This is a genomic window from Streptosporangium sp. NPDC002544 (assembly GCF_040295965.1).
Taxonomy (GTDB): Bacteria; Actinomycetota; Actinomycetes; order Streptosporangiales; family Streptosporangiaceae; genus Streptosporangium.
On record NZ_JBEOWJ010000012.1, the window covers coordinates 216,251 to 236,144 of the forward strand.

General features: G+C 70.4%; 16 protein-coding genes and 1 riboswitch. Of the genes, 9 read left to right on the plus strand and 7 right to left on the minus strand.

The genetic code is table 11. From position 1 onward, the window contains the following. The first annotated feature begins 145 nt into the window (after positions 1–145). The 8 genes from lepB to ABT061_RS20690 all read left to right on the plus strand — a co-directional run bounded on the left by lepB (position 146) and on the right by ABT061_RS20690 (position 8,329). The gene (lepB, locus tag ABT061_RS20655; protein ID WP_350919968.1) at positions 146–610 is read left to right on the plus strand and encodes a signal peptidase I; all 465 of its coding nucleotides are present in this window, start codon (positions 146–148) and stop codon (positions 608–610) included. Between the two features lie 50 nt (positions 611–660). Beyond that, positions 661–3,579 (plus strand): AfsR/SARP family transcriptional regulator, encoded by a 2,919-nt coding sequence (locus ABT061_RS20660; protein ID WP_350919971.1) that lies wholly within the window; start codon positions 661–663, stop codon positions 3,577–3,579. 78 nt (positions 3,580–3,657) lie between these two features. Continuing rightward, the gene (locus tag ABT061_RS20665) at positions 3,658–3,846 is read left to right on the plus strand and encodes a hypothetical protein (RefSeq protein ID WP_350919974.1); all 189 of its coding nucleotides are present in this window, start codon (positions 3,658–3,660) and stop codon (positions 3,844–3,846) included. A gap of 115 nt (positions 3,847–3,961) precedes the next feature. Then, a complete protein-coding gene (locus ABT061_RS20670) occupies positions 3,962–4,492 on the plus strand; it encodes a MauE/DoxX family redox-associated membrane protein (RefSeq protein WP_350919977.1) in 531 nt (176 codons plus the stop codon). 37 nt (positions 4,493–4,529) lie between these two features. Continuing rightward, positions 4,530–5,045, plus strand: coding sequence for a hypothetical protein (locus tag ABT061_RS20675; protein ID WP_350919980.1), 516 nt, complete (start codon positions 4,530–4,532; stop codon positions 5,043–5,045). Next, entirely contained in the window at positions 5,042–6,913 is a 1,872-nt protein-coding gene (locus ABT061_RS20680) for an ABC transporter ATP-binding protein (RefSeq protein WP_350919983.1), read from the plus strand. Before ABT061_RS20675 ends, ABT061_RS20680 begins: the two co-directional genes overlap by 4 nt. 112 nt (positions 6,914–7,025) lie before the next feature. Then, complete coding sequence (locus ABT061_RS20685) at positions 7,026–7,748, plus strand: TetR/AcrR family transcriptional regulator (protein WP_350919986.1); 723 nt, start codon at positions 7,026–7,028, stop codon at positions 7,746–7,748. A 209-nt stretch (positions 7,749–7,957) separates the two neighbouring features. Then, positions 7,958–8,329 (plus strand): VOC family protein, encoded by a 372-nt coding sequence (locus ABT061_RS20690; RefSeq protein WP_350919989.1) that lies wholly within the window; start codon positions 7,958–7,960, stop codon positions 8,327–8,329. Here the strand turns inward: ABT061_RS20690 and ABT061_RS20695 are convergent. The 7 genes from ABT061_RS20695 to ABT061_RS20725 form a co-directional block, all read right to left on the minus strand. Continuing rightward, a complete protein-coding gene (locus ABT061_RS20695; RefSeq protein ID WP_350919992.1) occupies positions 8,308–9,108 on the minus strand; it encodes an enoyl-CoA hydratase/isomerase family protein in 801 nt (266 codons plus the stop codon). The genes ABT061_RS20690 and ABT061_RS20695 overlap by 22 nt on opposite strands. Positions 9,109–9,363: 255 nt before the next feature. Further along, entirely contained in the window at positions 9,364–10,443 is a 1,080-nt protein-coding gene (locus ABT061_RS20700; RefSeq protein WP_350919995.1) for a mechanosensitive ion channel family protein, read from the minus strand. A gap of 75 nt (positions 10,444–10,518) precedes the next feature. After that, entirely contained in the window at positions 10,519–11,514 is a 996-nt protein-coding gene (locus tag ABT061_RS20705) for a ribonucleotide-diphosphate reductase subunit beta (RefSeq protein WP_350919998.1), read from the minus strand. Between the two features lie 66 nt (positions 11,515–11,580). Then, positions 11,581–13,836, minus strand: a complete 2,256-nt coding sequence (locus ABT061_RS20710) for a ribonucleoside-diphosphate reductase subunit alpha (protein WP_350920001.1) — start codon at positions 13,834–13,836, stop codon at positions 11,581–11,583. Between the two features lie 116 nt (positions 13,837–13,952). Next, a riboswitch (cobalamin riboswitch) is annotated at positions 13,953–14,154 on the minus strand. 4 nt (positions 14,155–14,158) lie between these two features. Further along, positions 14,159–15,181 carry a tripartite tricarboxylate transporter substrate-binding protein gene (locus ABT061_RS20715; protein WP_350920004.1) on the minus strand — a complete coding sequence of 341 codons (1,023 nt, stop codon included), beginning with the start codon at positions 15,179–15,181 and terminating at the stop codon, positions 14,159–14,161. Between the two features lie 104 nt (positions 15,182–15,285). Further along, on the minus strand, positions 15,286–17,094 hold the full coding sequence (glmS, locus tag ABT061_RS20720) for a glutamine--fructose-6-phosphate transaminase (isomerizing) (protein ID WP_350920007.1): 1,809 nt from the start codon (positions 17,092–17,094) through the stop codon (positions 15,286–15,288). Positions 17,095–17,120: 26 nt separating this feature from the next. Next, the gene (locus ABT061_RS20725; RefSeq protein WP_350920009.1) at positions 17,121–17,396 is read right to left on the minus strand and encodes a hypothetical protein; all 276 of its coding nucleotides are present in this window, start codon (positions 17,394–17,396) and stop codon (positions 17,121–17,123) included. 153 nt (positions 17,397–17,549) lie between these two features. Between ABT061_RS20725 and ABT061_RS20730 the strand changes: the two genes are divergently transcribed. Further along, the gene (locus ABT061_RS20730) at positions 17,550–19,826 is read left to right on the plus strand and encodes an N-acetylmuramoyl-L-alanine amidase (RefSeq protein WP_350920012.1); all 2,277 of its coding nucleotides are present in this window, start codon (positions 17,550–17,552) and stop codon (positions 19,824–19,826) included. Positions 19,827–19,894: the final 68 nt, after the last annotated feature.

Sequence of the window (19,894 nt, forward strand, 5' to 3'; positions counted from 1 at the left end):
GGAGCGCCACAAGCCGTCGCCGACCGCTGGCGGCCTCAGCACACCTGGACCGCGCCGGAGCCGCAGGTTGACAAGTCCCACCGCAACGGAGATCGTTTCCCCGGAATGGATCGGCCCTTCCTCGGGCCGGCAGCGGAAAGGTACGGTGACGTTGATCATCGGTGTGCTGCTCTTCGGTGTTCTCCTCCTGGCCGCAGGTGTTTTCTGGGCCCGCCGAAGCTATGTGGTGATCACCGTTGACGGAACGAGCATGACGCCGACGCTGACCGACGGCGACCGCGTCCTGGTGCGGCGGCGACGGCTCGATCAGGTGGGCCGGGGCGATGTCGTCGTGCTTGAGCCTCCGCTGGATCCTTCCGGTCGATACATGCCCGGGCCGTCCGGTCCGGACGGCCGACGCTGGAACATCAAACGGGTCACCGCGTTGCCCGGTGATCCGGTGCCGGCGGGGATCGCGGCCAATGCCGGCGTGGCTCAGGTGCCTTCCGGGGCGATGGTGGTCCTCGGTGACAACCCGGCGGGCAGTGTCGACTCCCGGCAACGTGGGTTCTTTCCCGCGGACCAGGTGCTCGGTGTCGCGCTGCGCCGGTTGGGGGGACCGGCCCTGTAGCCGACGCCGGCAAGGAAGGAATGACCTTGAGGTTTCGACTCCTTGGGCCGATGCGAATCGAGGTCGACGGTTCACCCGTACAGATCGCGGCACCGAAACAACGCACCGTCCTCGCCATGCTGCTCGCACATGCCGGGCACGTCGTCCCGGTCCGTTCACTGGTGGCGGAGGTGTGGGACGAACGACCACCCCACTCGGCGGTGGCGAACCTGCGCACCTACCTCATGCAGTTGCGCAGGCTGGTGACCCCCGCCGATGATCCGGCCGACGAGCAGCTGGTCACCACGGAGGCCGGCTACCTGCTGCGGGTCGAGCCGACCGAGTTCGATCTCTCCCAGTTCGAGGCGCTGTCCGCGCACGGTCGCCAGGCGCTGACCCGCCGGGACCTCGGCACCGCGCAGGACGCGTACGCCCGAGCCCTCGCACTGTGGCGAGGGACGGCGGCCGAGGACGTGCCGCTGGGGCCGAGCATGCGGGAGGTGGTCGCCCGCCTCAGCGACCAGTATCTGAGCGCGGTGGAGGAGCACACGGAGATCCAGCTCATGCTGGGCGGGCACGCGACAGTGGTCAGGCGGCTGCGCGAGCTGATCAGGCGACATCCGCTGCGGGAGCGGCTGTACAGCCAGCTGATGGTGGCGTTGTACCGGTGCGGCGACGTGGTCGGCGCGCTGGACGTGTTCGGGATGGCTCGCCGGACCCTGGCCGAGGAACTCGGGCTCGATCCCGGACCGGACCTGCGCCGGCTACACCAGGCGGTCCTGCGCAGGGACCCGGATCTGATGTCGCCGAGCAGGCCACCGACCGGCGGGAACCCTGCCAGACCTCCGACGGTCGCGGACGGGCGCCCCCGGCCACGTCAGCTGCCGCGGGAGCCGACGATGTTCGTCGGCCGGTCGGCCGAACTCGCCCGGATGCTCACCGTGCTGCGCGGCCACCCGGAGGCGGGTACCGCACCGCCGGTCCTGACGCTGCACGGCCCCGGCGGAGTCGGCAAGTCGACGCTGGCGCTGCGGGCGGCGTACGCCATGGCCGACCGCTACGCCGACGGCCAGCTCTACGTCGACCTGCAGGGATCGAGTCCAGGCCTGCCGCCATTGCAGCCCGCCGAGGTGCTCGGCCGTTTCCTACGGGCCCTGGGAGTGCCGCACGGCGACATCCCCGCGGCGCCGGCGGAAGCGGCCACCCATTACCAGTCTCTGCTGGCCGACCGGCGAGTCCTGATCGTTCTTGACAACGCCGTCGACGCCGCCCAGGTCGCGCCGTTGGTGCCAGCGGGCGGCGGCTGCGCGGCGCTGGTCACCAGCCGGGCGGCGCTGACCACCATGGAGGCCGTGCAGGTCGCCGTCGAGGTGCTCGACGAGGCGGACTCGGTGCGGATGCTCGCGCAGCTGGCGGGTCAGTCGCGAGTGACCGCCGAGGCCGAGGCTGCGGCCGGCATCACCCGCCGGTGCGGCTATCACCCACTCGCGTTGCGCATCGCCGGCGCCCGTCTGGCCGCCCGCCCCGATTGGTCGCTTGAGCGGTTCGGCGAGCGGCTGCGGAACCGGCAGCGTCGCCTGGACGAGTTGCAGGCCGCTGACCTGGCCATCCGATCCTGCTTTGAGATCAGCTACGAAGCGTTGAGGAGCGGCGTGAGCGCGGCGGCGCGCGCCTTCCGGCTGTTCGGAGTGCTCGATGTGCCGGAGGTCAGCCTTGAGCTCGCCGCCGCGCTGCTCGACGTCGAGCTGAAGGTGGCCGAGGCGGCGCTCGACGAGCTGACGGAGGTTCGCCTGCTGGAGCCGGTCGGCGACGGGCGATTTCGCATGCACGACCTCCTCAGGCTGTTCGCCGCCGAGCTGGCCGTGGCCGAGGATCTGCCGACTGATCGGGTACGGGCCGTCCGGCGCGCACTGGACTGGTACCTCGATCTGTGCCGGCAGGTGAGCGACCTGGTGGAACCGCACCTGCGGCCAAAAGCGGGCCCGCCGGACGGACGGGACACCGGCGTGGCCTTCCGGAGCCCTGCGGAGGCGGTGCAGTGGTTCGAAACCGAGGTGCCGTGCCTGGTCGCGGCCGTCACCCAGGCGACGACCGGGGAGCCCGAAGTCGCTCGCTTCGTCACCGATCTGATGCCGCTGGTCAGAGCTCGGGCGACGAAGTGCGGTCACTGGCGGGAGCTTGAGACCATGGCCCGGCTCGCCATCGAGGTGGCGCGGCGGCATGGTGACACGACCGGCGAGGCGTTCACACTGACGACGCTGGGGGTGGTGGAATGGCGCACCGGCCGGATCGACGCCGCTCGCGACTGCCTGCACCGCGCCCTCGAACTCCGGCGCGACCTGGGCGACCAGGAGGCCGAAGGGCTGGCGCTGCACAACCTCGGCTGGCTGAGCATGCGCACCGGTGATCTCGATGACGCCCTCGACCACATCACCGCGGGGCTGCGGCTGATCGAGGCACATGGGTCGAACCGGGCCGGCATGGTCAGGCACAACCTGGGCGAAGTCCTGCTCCAGCTCGGCCGTTCGACAGAGGCAGCCGATTGCTTCGAACGGTGCCTGTCCGTCCGGAGAGCGGACCGTGACCTGTACGGGGAGAGCATCACCCTGGCCGCGCTCGGCCGCGCCTACTGCCTGCTCGATCGTCGCGGCGAGGCACTGGCCACGTTCGAGGACGCGCTGAGCCGCTGCCGGGAGACCGGTAACCGGGAGGACGAGTGGGAAGTGCTGCTCAGCAGGTCCGAGATCTGGCTACGGCACGGTGATCCCGCCGCGGCCGTGGCCGACCTGGCCCAGACGCTGGAGCTGACCGCTCAGGTCGGTGACACCTACGGCCAGGCCGCCGCCACTCGCCAGTTCGCCAGGGCGCGTGCCGCGCTGGGCGACTCGCATGCGGCAGCGGAGGACGCCCGCAGGGCCGAGGTCCTCTTCGCGATGCCCGGGATGCGGCGCGATCCGGTGCTGGAGATGCTGCTCACCGCCCGGTTATAGCTCGGCTGTATCGGCGGCTGTACGTCCCCAAAATAGCGTTTCGGCTGCCCACATCGCTCGATGAAGGACTGAATCCACATGAACGTTCTGGGAAAGCTCGGCGACCACCTCCTCGGGAAGCTGGTGCCGAAGGCGACCGCGAAGGCTGACGCCTCCTTCTGGCAGACCTGCTACTGCTACGGGACGACCAGATACGCCAAGCTCTGCTACGTCGTCGGCGGTACGACCGGCTGCGTGCAGGGCTGCGAGAAGCACGGAAAGTGCTGACCGAGTCAAACTTGTAGTCCGGACTCCGAGCGTGTTTCGCGGATCCTCACCACACGGGGATCCGCGAAACACGCCGGACAGTACGACTCGTGAGACGGTGAAGATGCTCTATCTGATGATCGCATGCCAGGCGTTGCTGGCCGGCGTCTTCGTGATCGCGCTGGCGGGCAAGGTGCGCGGGCGGGCGGCGCTCGACGAGTACGTGGCCTCGATCGTGGCCCTCGGGATGTTCCCGCGCGCGAGGTCCGTGGCGGCGGCGTACGCCCTGCTGGGGGCGGAGGCCGTGGTGATCTTCGCACTCGTGCTGCCGTACACCCGGCTTTTGGGCTTCGCGGCGGCGACGGCGTTGCTCATCGTCCTGACCGTCGGTATCTCGGTCGCCCTGCGACGGGGGCGGCACACGCCGTGCCGGTGCTTCGGCGCCTCCGTCACCCCGCTGGGCCGGACACACGTGGTGCGCAATCTCGTTCTGACGGCGATCGGCTGCGTCGGACTGGCGGCCGGTGCCGCCGTCGGCGGCACCGGGCCCGCGGCGCACCCGGCCGGTGTCGCACTCGCGCTGGCCGCCGCCGCCGTGGGCGTCCTGATCGTGGTGCGCCTCGACGACCTGATGGGCCTGTTCACCACTTCCGGCTCGCCGCACTGATGTGCCTGCGCCTGACGTCCCTAAGTGAGGTTGTCCGATGACTTTCCTGATCGCCGCCGTCGTGCTGGTCGGCGTGCTCTGCGTCTTCGACCTGCTGCTCACCTTCGCGGTGCTGCGCCGCCTTCGCGAGCACACCGCCGAGCTGGCGCGCCTCGCCGGAGGGACGCGGTTCGCTCCTTACGACCCGGGAGTCCTGGTCGGACGCACCCTGCCCTGGACCGACACCGACACCGACGGTGTCGACCGGCCGCGACTCGTGGCGTTCTTCGACGTCAACTGCGACGCGTGCCACGAGCACGCGCCACAGTTCGCCGTCACGGCCCGCGCCCAGGCTGCCATGGCGGTCATCTCCGGTGCCGGTCCGAGGGCCGACGACCTTGTCCAGATGGTTGCCGACGTGTCGAGCGTCATCACGGCCGAACGCGCCGACAGCCTGGTGAAGGCGGTCGGCGTCGAAGCCTTCCCGACGTTCTTGCGCGTCGGCCCGGACGGCACGATCGTGGCGGCGCAGACGGAACTCACGACCCTCGCCGAGATGGCGTCGGCGAAATGACGGCATCCCTGGCCTCCGACGCGAAGCCAGGTGAGGGCCGGCTGCGGCGGCTGCTGCGAGCTGTCGGCACGGTGACGTCACTGTGCTGGCGGGCCGGACCCGGTCTGGCGGCGTCCCAGTTGGCGGTCACCGTCGTCGGCGGCCTGCTGCCCGTGGGGACCGTGTGGATGACGAAGCTTCTCATCGACGAGCTGGCGACCGGTCGCCCCGACCACGTACTGCTGCCGGTCAGCGGCCTCACCGCCATCGGGCTGGTCTCCGGTGTGCTGCCGCAGCTCATCATGTACCTGCGGGCCGAGTCGGAGCGCAGGCTGGATCGCCTGATGCAGGACCGCCTGTACACGGCGGTAAACGGATTCCAGGGCCTGTCGAGGTTCGAGAATCCGGCGTTTCTGGACGGGCTGCGCCTGGCCACCCAGGCTTCGGGAAGCACGTTGGCGCCCATCACCTCGGGTCTGTTCGACATCGGGCGCAATGCCATCACGCTGGTCAGTCTCTTGGCCGCCCTGGCCGTGCTGAGCCCGCTCATGGCGGGACTGGTGGCGCTGGCGGCGATTCCCGCCCTGGTCGCCCGGATGTCGCTGGAGAAGCGGCGGATGATGATGATCGCCGGGCAGTCCACGTCGATCCGGCGGCAGCTCTTCTACTCCTCCATGATCACCGACGTGCAGGCCGCGAAAGAGGTCCGGCTCTTCGGGCTGGGCGGCTTCCTCAAGGATCGGATGTTCGGAGAGCTGGCCACCGTCCAGGCCGGTGAGCGGCGGCTGGACCGGCGGGAGGCGCTCACCCAGTCGCTGCTCGCGACGCTCTCCGCCGCGGTCAGCGGCGCGGGGTTGATCTGGGCGGTGTACGCGGCGGTGGACGGCCGGTTGAGCCTCGGCGACGTGACCGCGTTCGCCGCCTCCGTGGCCGGAACGCAGGGTGCACTGATCTCGGTGGTGGAGAACGTGGCCAACGCCCGTCAGGCGCTGTCCCTGTTCGGTTATCACGAGCAGGTGACATCGCTGCCCGACGACCTGCCGCCGCCGCGTCGCTCCACGGAGGGGTCGGCCGCCACGCTGCCCGCGCTGCGGCGGGGCATCGAGCTGCGCGATGTGTGGTTCCGATACGACGAGAGCCACCCATGGGTGCTGAGGGGAGTCGACCTGACGATCCCGCACGGCACGTCGGTCGCGCTGGTGGGGCTCAACGGGGCCGGCAAGAGCACTTTGATCAAGCTGTTGTGCCGGTTCTACGATCCGTCCCGGGGATCGATCCTCTGGGACGGCGTGGACCTGCGCGCCGTACCACCTGCCGAACTGCGCGCCAGGATGGGCGTGCTCTTCCAGGACTACATGAGCTACGACCTGACCGCGGCGGAGAACATCGGGGTGGGGGAGATCGAGGCTCTGTCCAACCGCGCCAGGATCCAGGCCGCCGCCGAGATGGCGGACGTCCACGACATCGTCGAGGCGCTGCCCCGAGGCTACGACACGCTGCTGAGCCGGATTTTCTTCGGGGACGAGGAGGAGGACACGCAGACCGGGGTGCTGCTCTCCGGAGGCCAGTGGCAACGTCTGGCCCTGGCCCGCACGATGGTGCGCGAGCGGCGCGACCTGCTCATCCTCGACGAACCCAGCTCGGGTCTGGACGCGCAGGCCGAGTACGAGATGCACCGGCGGCTGCGCGAGCATCGCATGGGGCGCACCAGCCTGCTCGTGTCGCACCGGCTCGGTTCTGTCCGCGACGCGGACCTGATCGTCGTACTCGGCGACGGCCGGATCGTCGAGCGGGGAACGCACGACGACCTCATGGCCGCGGGCGGAGGATACTCCCAGCTGTTCGAGGTGCAGGCCAGGGGCTATCGCGAGGATGCCGGCGTGCAGTGACCGGGCGCCCCCGAATGGCTCGCCAAGCAGATCACCCGCATGGGCGTTCCGACCATCGCCGCCGGGTCAGGAGCCATTGACGGAGTGAGTACTCACTCCGCATACTAGGCGCATGGAAACCGCCGCCCGGCGGCGCGCGCCGGGAATGAACCCGGAGCGGCGCCGCCAGATGATCGTGGCCGTCGCCCTCCCCCTGGTCGCCGAGTACGGCGCCGCGGTGACCACCGCCCAGATCGCCAGGGCCGCCGGAATCGGCGAGGCCACGATCTTCCGGGCGTTCACCGACAAGGACGAGTTGCTCGACGCCTGCATGGCCGAGGCGCTCCGCCCGGACCACGTGCTGGAACAGCTCGCCGCGATCCCGCTCGACCAACCGCTGGCCGGGCGTCTCGTCGAGGCCGCCGACGCGATGCGGGCGCACATGGCCCGGATCGGCACCGTCATCGCCGCCCTGCACGCCTCAGGGCGCCGCCCTCGCGACCGCCCCGGTGTGCGGCTTCCCTCTCGAGGCCCCGAGGCGGCGCCCCGGGCCCCTGCGGGCGCGCCCTCTCCGCCGAAGCGGGAGGCCGGAACGCCCGCCCCGAGCCGAGGGGAGGGAGATCCGTCACCGGAGCGCGAGGATGCGGCCCGGCTTGACCAGGAGTCCTCGTTCAGGGAGACCCGCACGGCGCTGGCCGAGTTGTTCGAGCCCGAGCGCGACTCCCTCCGGCTGCCCCCGGAACGCCTGGCCGCGCTCTTCCTCGCCATGGTGTTCTCCAGCGCCCGCCAGCCGGAGGGCGCCCCCGAGCTGAGTGCCGACCTCGTCGACGTGTTCGTCCACGGCGCCCTGACCTGAGCCGACTCGCCGTGGGCCGGCCCGGTCCCGCTCGGCCTCATCCGCCCGGCCGACCCCCGGGGCCGCCGCTTCGGAGCGTCACGGCCGAAGGAGGGCGTCGCGGCCTACCGGGTGCCCGGCGGCCCCCCTGCTCACCCCGATCTCACCTGACCGCACCCGTCTGCCCCGTCCTCGGACGATCTCCGAAGACCCCACAGAAAGGCCCCGCAATGACGATCACGTTGAACCACACCATCGTGCCCGCGCTCGACAGGCAGGAGGCGGCCGACTTCTTCGCGGGCATCATGAACCTGGAGTGCCTGCCGCCCGCCGGGGCACACGGTCACTTCGCCCCGGTCCGGGTGAACGGGTCCCTCACCCTCGACTTCATGACCGTGGAAGACCCCGAAGGGCACCACCTGGCCTTCGACGTCGACCCGGCCACCTTCGACGGGATCCTCGCCCGGCTCAAGGACCGGGGCGTGCCGTACGGCAACCACCCCGCCCACCACGACAACGGGCGGATCGACCATCCACTCCGCCCGCGCGGCCTGTTCTTCGCGGACGAGACGGGCAACCTCTACGAGGTCATGTCCGACTGACCGCCACGCCCCGGGCCGGTCCAGGTGAAGCGGGGCGGACGACGTTCGAGGAAGGCCGCGACGCCCTCGGTGACCTCCTCACGCGCCTCCTTCTGCCACAGCAGGAAGCGCGCCTCGTCGGCGCGGCCGTCCACGATCTCCTTCGCGGCGGCCACCGTCAGCTGGGAGCGGCCGACCAGGGTGCGGGCGAGGCCGTACACGCGCTCGGACAGCTCCGCTGCCGGCAGGACCTCGTCCACCAGGCCGGTGCGCAGGGCGCGGTCGGCACCGATGAGCTCCGCGGAGAAGAGCAGGAACTTGGCGGTGGACGGGCCGACGGCGGCGGTGAGGCGGCGGGTGGAGCTTGGCGGGTAGACGATGCCGAGCTTGGCGGGGGTGATGCCGAAACGGGCTCCCTCGGCGGCCAGGCGCAGGTCACAGGCGAGGGCGAGCTGGCAGCCGCCGCCCACGCAGAAGCCCTCGATCATCGCGATCACCGGTTTGGGGAACTCCGCCAGCGCCCGCTCCGCGGCGACTGTCGCCCCCGTGTCATCGCCGCTCTCGTCGCCGTTGCCGGCGAGTTCGGCGATCTCCGAGATGTCGGCCCCGGAGCAGAAGGTACCCGCCGCCCCGGTGAGCACCAGCACCCGCACGGCCGGATCGTCCGCCAGCGGCGCGAGCAGCGCGGGCAGGGCCCGCCACATGGCCGCGCTCAGCGCGTTGCGCTTCTCTGGGCGGTTGATCCTCAACGTGGCGACATGCTGGTCAACGGACAGTTCAAAGCCTTCGGAGATCTGCACGGGATAGATTCTCCCGGTACGCTTCATGATCTTGTCGTCAGACCACCCCAAAGCATGAGAAACCACATGTTCGGCATCATTTGCCCCTCGCAGTGAGCACTCCTGTGCGGCACCGCGCCCGAACGGCCGCGATGGCCGCGACGGGTGCCGCCGCGACCTCGGTATCCGAGACATCCGGAGGACTCTGCCCACCGGACATCGCGGGACGCCTCCGGACCGCACTCCCGACACGGCCGGCCCAGCAAACCGGCCGCCTCAGGACGGAGCCGGCCGATCGCCATCCTCATCGCCGGAACGTGCCGGCGCCGTCAGGCCGGTGAGTGTCCCGGGAAGGGGGGCGGCCATGGGCGGATTCTCGACCCGGAAACGAGGCAGAGCCTGGGGATACTTCTCGCGGACGAAGGCCACCAGGTGCTCGCGGATGTCGCACTTGAGGTCCCAGGCACTGGCGGAGTCGGCGGCGCTCATCAGGGCGCGCAACTCCAGCAGCCCGTTGGGAAGGGTGTCGGTGACCTGGAGGGTCCAGTCCTTCTGGTCCCAGAGCGGGTGCACGCGCAGGGCGTGGTAGAGCTCGGTGCGCAGTTCCTCGACCGGCACCGACCAGTCGACCCGGATGAACACGTGGCCGATCACCCTGCTGCTGTGCCGGGTCCAGTTCTCGAACGGGTTGGTCGTGAAGTAGGAGACGGGCAGGACCAGCCGGCGCTCGTCCCACAGCCGCAGCACCACGTAGGTCAGGCTGAGCTCCTCGATGCGGCCCCACTCGCCCTTCACCACGACGACGTCGTCCAGGCGGAGCGCGTCGCTGAAGGCCAGCTGAAGGCCGGCGAGCAGGTTGCCCAGTGTCGACTGGGCGGCGATGCCGACGACGACGCCGGCGATCCCGGCCGAGGCCAGCAGACCGGCGCCGAGCGCCCGCACCTGGGGGAAGGTGAAGAGCATCGCGCCCAGCGCCACCACGATGATCACCGCCGAGGCGACCCTGCGGACCAGGGTGATCTGGGTACGGATGCGGCGTGCCCTGCGGTTGCCCTCGCCCTGGACCGTGACCAGGCGGTCCAGGACCACGTCGGTGACGGCGTAGGCGGCCTGGATGACCAGCCAGGTAGCGCACCCGATCATCGCCACGCTGAGGCCGCGGTCGATCACCTGGCTGACCGAGCCCTCCGCCATACCGGGCTCGTAGGCGGTGTAGGCGGTCGCCACGGCGGCCATGGCGAACCCCGGCCAGGTGCAGCGGCTCACGACCGGACCGGCGAGCGCCCACTTCTCACCGATCAGCCGTGAGCGCAGCACCCTGCGCACCACCTCCACCGCCACGACTGCGGCGGCCATGGAAATGATCATGATGATCCAGCTGGACACTGACGACTGCCCCTTCGCCGCGCTCTTCCCCGGACCATCAGCCAATCAGAAGGACTCGTCGAAAGCGACATTCCCCTCGACGGCTATCTGGTAGGCCGAAACCCGCCGCTCGAAGAAGTTGGCCAGCTCCTGCACGTCCTGCAACTCCATGAACGCGAACGGGTTGGCCGTGCCGTACCGGACGGGCATCTGGAGCCTGACCAGCCGCTGGTCGGCCACGTACTCAAGGTAGCGCCGCATCTGCTCCACCCCCATTCCCGGCAGACCGTCGCCGCACAGGTCGGCCGCGAAGGCCAGTTCGGCCGCCACCGCCTCCTCGATCATCCGGGTGACCTGCTCGGTGAGCTTGTCGTCGAACAGGCCGGGCTCCTCGGCCCGCACGGTCTCCACGACGCCGAAGGCGAACTCCATGTGCATGGACTCATCACGGAAGACCCAGTTCGTCCCGGTGGCCAGGCCGCCGAGCAGCCCTCTGGCGCGGAACCAGTAGACGTAGGCGAAGGCCCCGTAGAAGAACAGGCCCTCGATGCACGCCGCGAAGCAGATCAGGTTGAGCAGGAACGCCCGCCGGTCCTCCCTGGTCTCCAGCCGGGTCAACCCGCCGAGCGAGTCGATCCATCGGAAGCAGAACTCCGCCTTGTCGCGGATCGAGGGGATGTGCTCGACCGCGGCGAACGCCTTGACCCGCTCGTCGGGGTCGGGCAGGTAGGTGTCCAGCAGGGTCAGGTAGAACTGGACGTGCACCGCCTCCTCGAACAGCTGCCTGCTGAGATAGAGACGCGCCTCGGGGGCGTTGAGGTGCTGGTAGAGGTTGAGGACGAGGTTGTTGGCCACGATCGAGTCGCCGGTGGCGAAGAACGCCACGAGGCGGTTGATCAGGTGACGCTCCTCGGGCGTCATCCTCGCCAGGTCCGCCAGGTCGGAGGCGAGATCCACCTCCTCGACGGTCCAGGTGTTGCGGATCGCGGCCCGGTAGCGCTCGTAGAACTCGGGGTAGCGCATCGGCCGCAGGGTGAGATCCATGCCGGGGTCGAGCAACATCGGGAAAATGCCTTTCGGAGTGGCTGAGGGGTGACGGGGTGCCCTCGGGACGGGCCGCCGGCAGGCCTACTGGCAGGCGTCGCAGTACTCGGGGTTCTCCAGGGAGCAGGCGACGGCCTGGGGGTCGAGGACGGGGACGGGGACCTCCCCGGCCACCGGTGCCGCCACGGTGGCCTGCGCGATCCGGGTGGCCGGGCGCGAGCGCAGGTAGTAGGTGGTCTTCAGGCCCGACTTCCAGGCGTAGGCGTACATCGAGGAGAGCTTGCCGATGGTCGGCGTGGCCATGAACAGGTTCAGCGACTGCGACTGGTCGATGTACGGGGTGCGTGCGGCGGCCAGGTCGATCAGCGCCTTCTGCGGCAGCTCCCAGGCGGTCCGGTAGAGCAGCTTCAGGTCGGCGGGGATCTCGGGAATGTCCTGAACGGAGCCGTCGGCGCGCTTGATCGCGTCACGGATCCGCGAGGTCCACAGCCCCCGGGCCCGCAGGTCGGCGACGAGATAGCGGTTGACCTGGAGGAACTCACCCGAGAGGGTCTCGCGCTTGAAGATGTTGGAGACCTGCGGCTCGATGCACTCGTAGCAACCGGCGATGGAGGCGATCGTGGCCGTGGGCGCGATCGCGATCATCAGCGAGTTACGCAGCCCCGTTCCGGCGATCCGCTCCCTGAGCTCCGTCCACGCGGCCGACGTCGCGGCCCCGTAGTGGTCGGGGTGGAGCACCCCGGCGGCGGCCCTGGTCTCCCGGTACGAGGGGTGGCGGCCCCGCTCCACGGCCAGATCCGAGGAGGTCCGGTAGGCGGCCAGCGCGATCTCCTCGGAGATCCGGGTGGACAGCTCCAGCGCCCGCGGCGAGTCGAACGGCAGCCGCAGCGTGAACAGCACGTCGGCCAGGCCCATCACGCCGAGCCCGATCGGGCGCCACCTCTGGTTGGCGGCCCGGGCCTCGGGGGTCGGGTAGAAGCCCAGGTCGATGGTGCGGTCGAGGAACCGCACGGCGGTGCGGACCGTCGCGCGCAGCCGCGCCCAGTCGATGCCCTCTCCGGAGTCCCCGGACAGGTGGGCGGCCAGGTTGATCGAGCCGAGGTTGCAGACCGCGGTCTCGGCGTCGCTGGTGACCTCGAGGATCTCGGTGCAGAGGTTCGACAGATGGATGACGTTTTCCGGCCTGGCCGTCTGGTTGGAGGTCCGGTTGGCCGCGTCCTTGAAGGTCATCCAGCCGTTGCCGGTCTGGGCGAGCGTACGCATCATCCGGCCGTACAGGGTGCGGGCGGGGAGCTGCGCGGTGAACCGGCCCTCGGCCTCGGCGGCCCGGTAGGCGTCGTCGAACGCGGCGCCGTACAGGTCGGTGAGGTGCGGGACCTCCTTGGGGTCGAACAGTGACCACACGCCGTCGGCCTCGACCCGGCGCATGAACTCGTCGGGGATCCAGTTGGCCAGGTTCAGGTTGTGCGTGCGGCGGGCCTCCTCGCCGGTGTTGTCGCGCAGTTCGAGGAACTCCTCGATGTCGGCGTGCCAGGGCTCCAGGTAGACGCAGGCCGCGCCCTTGCGGCGGCCGCCCTGGTTGACCGCGGCGACGCTTGCGTCCAGGGTGCGCAGCCAGGGCACGATGCCGTTGGAATGGCCGTTGGTACCGCGGATCAGCGAGCCCCGCGAGCGGATCCGGCTCCAGGCGATCCCGATGCCCCCGGCGTACTTCGACAGCCGCGCGACCTGCCCGTAGCGCTCGTAGATGGCCTCCAGCTCGTCGCGGGGCGAGTCGAGCAGGAAGCACGAGGAGAGCTGGGGCCTGCGCGAGCCGGAGTTGAACAGCGTGGGCGAACTGGGCAGGTAGGACAGGGTGGCCATGAGCGCGTACAACTCGGCGGCCTCCTCGACGGTCTCGGACAGGCCGCAGGCCACCCGGAGGAAGAAGTGCTGCGGGCGCTCCAGCACCTTGCGGGTGCGCGGGTGACGCAGCAGGTAGCGGTCGTAGACGGTACGCAGCCCGAAGTACTCGAATCTGGCGTCGGCGTCCGGCTCGATGAGCGCGTCCAGGACCCCGGCGTGGGCGGCCACGAACTCCGCGAGCCCGTCGGCGATCAGCCCCGCCTCGTGCGTCGCGGCGACCGACTCGGAGAAGTCGCGGACGCCGTGCTCGGCGGCCTCGTCGGCGATCAGCTCGGCCAGCAGCGCGGCGGCGACCCTGGAGTTCTCGGGGTCGGTGATCACCCGGGCCGCCGCCTCGTCGATGGCCAGCCTGCGATCGACCGGCGCGTTCCCGGCGTTCTCCGCCACGGTTCCCGCCGCGATCCCTGCTGCGGTCTCTGCCAAGGCCTGTGTCACGTGGTGTTCCTCGCTCGCTCTGACTTCCCCGTACGGCTCCGCCGGAGGGGCACGCGTCCGCGAGCGATCCCGGGCACGCCGGACCGCCTCGTTCCGCGGGCCCTCCCACGAGGCCCTGGACAATCACGTCACCGGCAGGTCTTCGGACTCACGGGCGCCCTGCGCATGCCTACCGGCCGTCGCTTCCCGGGCATGGTTCACCCAGTGCTCACATGACGGCTTTCGTTCCCGTTCACCGCTGCGGGGCAGTCCCGGAATCTCACCGGGTTCCCTCTTGCCTCGCCCCTCCCGGGGCGAACCAGCAACGAGCAGGATCCTACATCTAGGGGCGTCTGACGCAACTACCCCAACAAGTTGTGTCGGAGGACTTCAGTAGCCCGAGCTCGTGAAGCACCCCGCGGGTGCGGGCCGTCTCGGTGAAGAGCCACTGGCGGAAGTCGTCGCCGCTGAGGTAGACCCGGCTCCATCCATTGGCCGCACACAGGGCGCGCCAGCGCGGCGCGGCGTCGATCCTGTCACACAGGGCGATCGCGGCGTCCCGGTCCGTCTGGCTCATGCCCTTGGGTCCCAGCAGGCCGCACCAGTCGCTGTACTCCAGCCGGACCTCGACCTCCAGGAGCGTCGGCGCGTCGATCCCGTCGAGCCGGCTGCCCGAGGAGACCACCAAGGGACGCAGGCGGCCCGCGGTGATCTCGGGCCGCAGGGCGCGGGCCGACCCCAGCAGGGCCGCCACCCGTCCGACCTGGAGTGCCTCGGCGGCATCCTCGGCGCCGAGGAACCCCGCGTACTCCAGCAACCGGGCGTCCACCCCGAGGCACTTGCCGATCATGCCGTAGAGCACGTGGTCGGAACCGCCCTCCGGCCGGCCGCCGACCGTCAGCACCGCCGGGTTGCGGCGCAGCTCCGCGGCGAAGTCCTCGAAGGTGCGCAGGCGGGAGTCCGAGGGGACGACCAGGACCGTCCAGTCGCCGACCAGGCGGGCGAGAGGGGTGGCGGCGTCCACCACCGCGGCGGTGTTGGCGATCTCCGCGGCCGTCACCATCGGCATCGCGGTGACGAGCAGCGTGCCCTCGTGCGTGAACGAGCCGCGTACGGCGCCGAACGCGTCACGCGGGATGGAACCCAGGGCTCCCGGCCGCCCGACGGCCATGGCGGAGCGCGCCAGTCCCGACAGGACCAGGACGGAGGCGAGCCTGCCCGCGATGCCGTCCCAGCCGTGGCCGTCGGCGGTGGGTTCGAGGATGCTCAGGCGGCCCACGGCCGATTCGGCGGAATCACCGTTCAGGTCGCAGCCCGCGACGACCATGGCACCCGCCACCAGCGCGAAAAACCTCCTACGGCGCATAAGCGCCCCTTCCCCCAAGAACCCCCTATACCATAGGTTACCCTCTTATCACTATCTGTTACAGACCGGGGCGGCCACCACCGGCGGCCGCCCCGGGAGCCGTCTCATTCCACCGTGACGCTCTTGGCCAGGTTGCGGGGCTTGTCGACGTCCCGCCCCAGTGCCACGGCGGCATGGTAGGCGAAGAGCTGAAGCGGGATCGACAGCAGGATCGGGTCCAGCTCGGTCTCGTTCCTGGGCACCACGACGCAGTCGTCGGCCAGCTTGGGGCCGGTCGTGCGGTGACCGACCATGAGCACCCGGCCGCCCCGGGCGCGGATCTCACCCAGCGTGGTGAGGTTCTTGTCCAGCAGCTCGTCGTCGGGGACGATCGCCACGGTCGGCATGTCCGGGCCGATCAGCGCCAGCGGCCCGTGCTTGAGCTCGCTGGCCGGGTACGCCTCGGCGTGCACGTAGGAGATCTCCTTGAGCTTCTGCGCGCCCTCGCGGGCCACCGGATATCCCCGGACCCGGCCCACGAACATCATGCTCGGCGCCTCGGCGTACTTCTGCGCCAGCTCCTTGAGCCGCGGCTCCAGCGTCAGGATCTCCTTGATCTGGTCCGGCAGCCTCCGCAGGCCCTCGCAGATCCGGCGGCCGTCGGCGGGGGACAGGTCACGCACCCGGCCGAGGTGCAGCGCGAGCAGCGCGAAGGCCACGGCTGTCGAGGTGAACGCCTTCGTGCTCGCCACCGAGACCTCGGGCCCCGCGTGCAGGTAGAGGCCGCCGTCGCACTCACGGGCGATCGCGCTGCCCACGGTGTTGACGATGCCGAGCACCCGGCCGCCCTTGCGCTTGAGCTCCTGGACGGCGGCGAGGGTGTCGTAGGTCTCCCCCGACTGGCTGATCGCCACATACAGGGTGTCCGCCTCCACCACCGGGCTGCGGTAACGGAACTCGCTGGCCGGCTCCGCGTCGGCCGGGATGCGCGCCAGCTCCTCGATGAGCTGCGCGCCGATCTGGCCCGAGTAGTACGCGGAACCACAGCCGATGATCTTCACCCGGCGGAACGAGCGGGTCTCCCGCGCGTCCATGTTGAGGCCCCCCAGGTGGGCGATGTGGAAGCGGTCGTCCAGACGCCCGCGAAGCGTCCTGGCCACGGTGTCGGGCTGCTCGGAGATCTCCTTGAGCAGGTAGTGCTCGTAACCGCCCGTGTCGTAGTGCCCCGCCTCCCAGTCGACGGTCAGCGTCTCCTTGGCCGTCTCCCGCGCGTCGCTGGCGAAGGTGTTGAACCCGTCCGCCTTGAGCACGGCGATCTCGCCGTCCTCCAGGTGGACCACCTGGCGGGTGTAGCGGACCAGCGCGGCGACGTCCGACGCGGCGAACATCTCCTTCTCACCGATGCCCAGCACGATGGGGCTTCCGTTGCGGGCCACCACCACCTCGCCGGGGCGCTCAGAGTCGATCACCGCGATGCCGTACGTGCCGACGACCCGCTTGAGCGCGGTCCTGACGGCCTCCTCCAGGGAGTCGGCCTCCTTGACCGTACGGGCGATCAGGTGCGAGAGCACCTCGGTGTCTGTCTCCGACAGGAAGATCGCGCCGTCGGCCTCCAGCTTGGCGCGCAGCTCGTCGGCGTTCTCGATGATGCCGTTGTGCACGACGGCGATGCGCTCGTCGGCGGACAGATGAGGGTGGGCGTTGACGTCACTGGGCGCTCCGTGGGTGGCCCAGCGGGTGTGGCCGATGCCCAGCCCGCCCTTGAACCGCGCGGGCACGACCGCCGCCAGGTCGGCCACCCGGCCCTTGACCTTGCGCATCTTCAGACCCTTGTTGGAGACCACCACCCCGGCCGAGTCATAGCCCCGGTACTCAAGACGCTGCAGACCCTCCAGCAGGATGGGGGCCGCGTCCTTGGGCCCTACATAGGCCACGATTCCACACATATATAACCCGTTCCTTATCCATAGACGATCCGGCGCAGCTGGCGCAGGGAGAGTTCAGGTGCCGCGACACGGCGTACCGCCAGCTCGGCGGCCAGCCTGGGGAAGATCTCGTCATTGACCAGCCCTCTCCCCTTGAGCTCCCCGTGACGCCGCCTGACGAACTCCTCAAGAGGTTCGGAGAAGTAGGCCAGCACGTCGGCGACGACTCGCGCCGCTTCGCCCGGGCCGAGGGCGCTCGTCCGGGTCAGGTGAGTGATCAGATCCTCATAGGGATGCCGTGTCGTGGGCACAGAGCAGGACCATACGCATCCGGGAGAGAGCACACCAAGTTTTCTGCCCGATTCCGGGCAGGGAATCTCCACAATGCCGCAACCCCGCCACAACGCGCGACAGTCGGCAATCTCTGATAACTCTAAGTAGCCATCAGAGGGGGAGGAACCATCATGCGCCGCCTGCCGGGGATCACCGTCGTCGCCACTCTCGCCGTACTGGTCTCGGCCGTCCCAGCACAGGCGGCACACCCGGGGGATCAGGTGACACGGCCCCGGAAGCGCCCGGCATCCACCACGACCGCGACCTCCCCCGGCGCTGTCGCCGGCACGCCGCCATCGGCGGGAACGGGTGCGCGGTCCGGCAGGCAGGCCGCCTTCGCGAAGGCGGCGCGGACGTACGGGGTGCCGGAGAGCGTGCTGCTCGCGGTCTCCTACCTGGAGTCCCGCTGGGAGGGCCACCGCGGCCTGCCCAGCGTCTCCGCCGGCTACGGCCCGATGCATCTGGTCGACGGCCGGGCCAGGCCGGGCCGGCCGCACGGCGTCGGCGAGGACCCGCGCGGCGACGAGACCCGGCCGCGCGTGATCGCTCTTCCGCCCGTCGCGCCGGCCCCGCCCCAGGACACCCTGCGACGGGCCTCGGAACTGACCGGCCTGCCCCTCCGCCGACTGCGCGAGGACCCCTCCGCCAACATCATGGGCGGTGCCGCGCTGCTCGCCGACTACCGGCGCCGCACCGGCGGGAGCCCCGGCGCCGGCCCGGCGGGCTGGTACGACGCGGTGGCCCGCTATCCCGGCGTACCGGAAGAGGGCACCGTGGGAACGGAGGCGGCACGGTCCTTCGCCGACGAGGTCTACGCGACGATCCAGGCCGGTGCCGCGCGGGTGACCGACGACGGCGAACGGGTGGTGCTGCCCGCGACGCCGGGACTTTCCGCGCCGCGGGCGCCACTCCCCGAACCGCCCGTTCCGATGGCACAGCGCCGCGCGCACGGCCCCACCCCCACCCCCGCACCCGCGCCCGTCACGGACATCGTCGTGAAACCCGCGACGGAGCCTGCCACGAAGATCGCCGCCGTGCTCGCCGCGGCCCCCTCCCCCCTGCCCACGGCGAGACCCGCGGTGGCCCCCACAGCGAAACCCACAATGAAACCCACAATGAAACCCACAGCGAAACCCACGGCGGCCCTCGCGGCGGCTCCCGTCGCGGAAGTCACTGCGGGGGCCACCGCGAGGGCCATTGCGGGAACCACTGCGGGAACCACTGCGGGGCCCGACTGCCCGAGGAACGTCTCCTGCGAGTGGCTCCCCGCCGTCTACCGGCGGCTCAAGGGCGGCGGCTACGGCAACCACGACCGCTCCGACGGCCCTCGGAAGATCGACTACATCGTGATCCACGACGGCGAGACGAGCTACGACGCGATGACCCGCCTGGTCAAGGACCCCGAATACCTGAGCTGGCACTTCACCATCCGCTCCAGCGACGGCCACATCGCCCAGCACCTACGGGCCAGGGACATCGGCTGGCACGCCGGAAACTGGTACGTCAACTCCCGCTCCATCGGCCTGGAGCACGAGGGCTACCTGGCCAGGGGCGGATCCTGGTTCACCGAGGCGATGTACCGGGCCTCGGCCAGACTGGTACGCCACCTCGCGGCCAAGTACGACGTCCCTCTCGACCGGGCGCACATCCTGGGACACGACAACGTGCCGGGCACCACCCCGGAGACCGTGGGCGGCATGCACGACGACCCCGGCCCGTACTGGGACTGGAGCCACTACTTCGAACTGCTCGGCAGCCCGCTGCGCGCCTCCGGCGGTGACGCCGCGCGCTCGGTGCTGATCAAGCCCGACTACGGCACCAACAGCCCGAACTTCACCGGCTGTCCTGGAGGGTGCCGCAGCCTGGGCGCCTCCTCGGTCTGGCTGCACACCCGCCCCTCCCACACCGCGCCACTGGTCTCCGATATCGGCAAGCACCCCACCGGCGACTCCACGTACAGCGTCTACGACCACGCCGCCCGCGCCTCCAGCGGCCAGCGGTACGCGCTCGCCGAGCGCAGGGACGGCTGGACCGCGATCTGGTACCTCGGCCGGAAGGCGTGGTTCAGCGACCCCGCCGAGGCCCCCACCTCCCTGCCCGCGTCAGGTCCCCTGGTGACGCCCAGACCCGGCCGCTCCCCGATCAAGGTGTACGGCAGGGCCTATCCGAAGGCGCACGCCTACCCCGTGGGCGTCCCCGTGCAGCCCCTGACCCCGCTGCAGTACTCGATACCCGCCGGGCAGGTCTACAGCTCCGGCCCGACGACCCGTGCCTCGTACCTGCGGGCGGCCGCCTTCGATCCTGCCGAGCACCGCGTCGTCAAGGGCGAGATCCGCTACCGGCAGATCCAGTTCGGGCACCGGATCATGTTCGTCCGGGCCTCCGACGTCCAACCGGTCAGCAGGTGAAGATCTTCGTCAGACCCGCTCTCTGCGCGCATCCGCCCCGCGGAGGCGCTAGAGTTTTCACGTGCCCC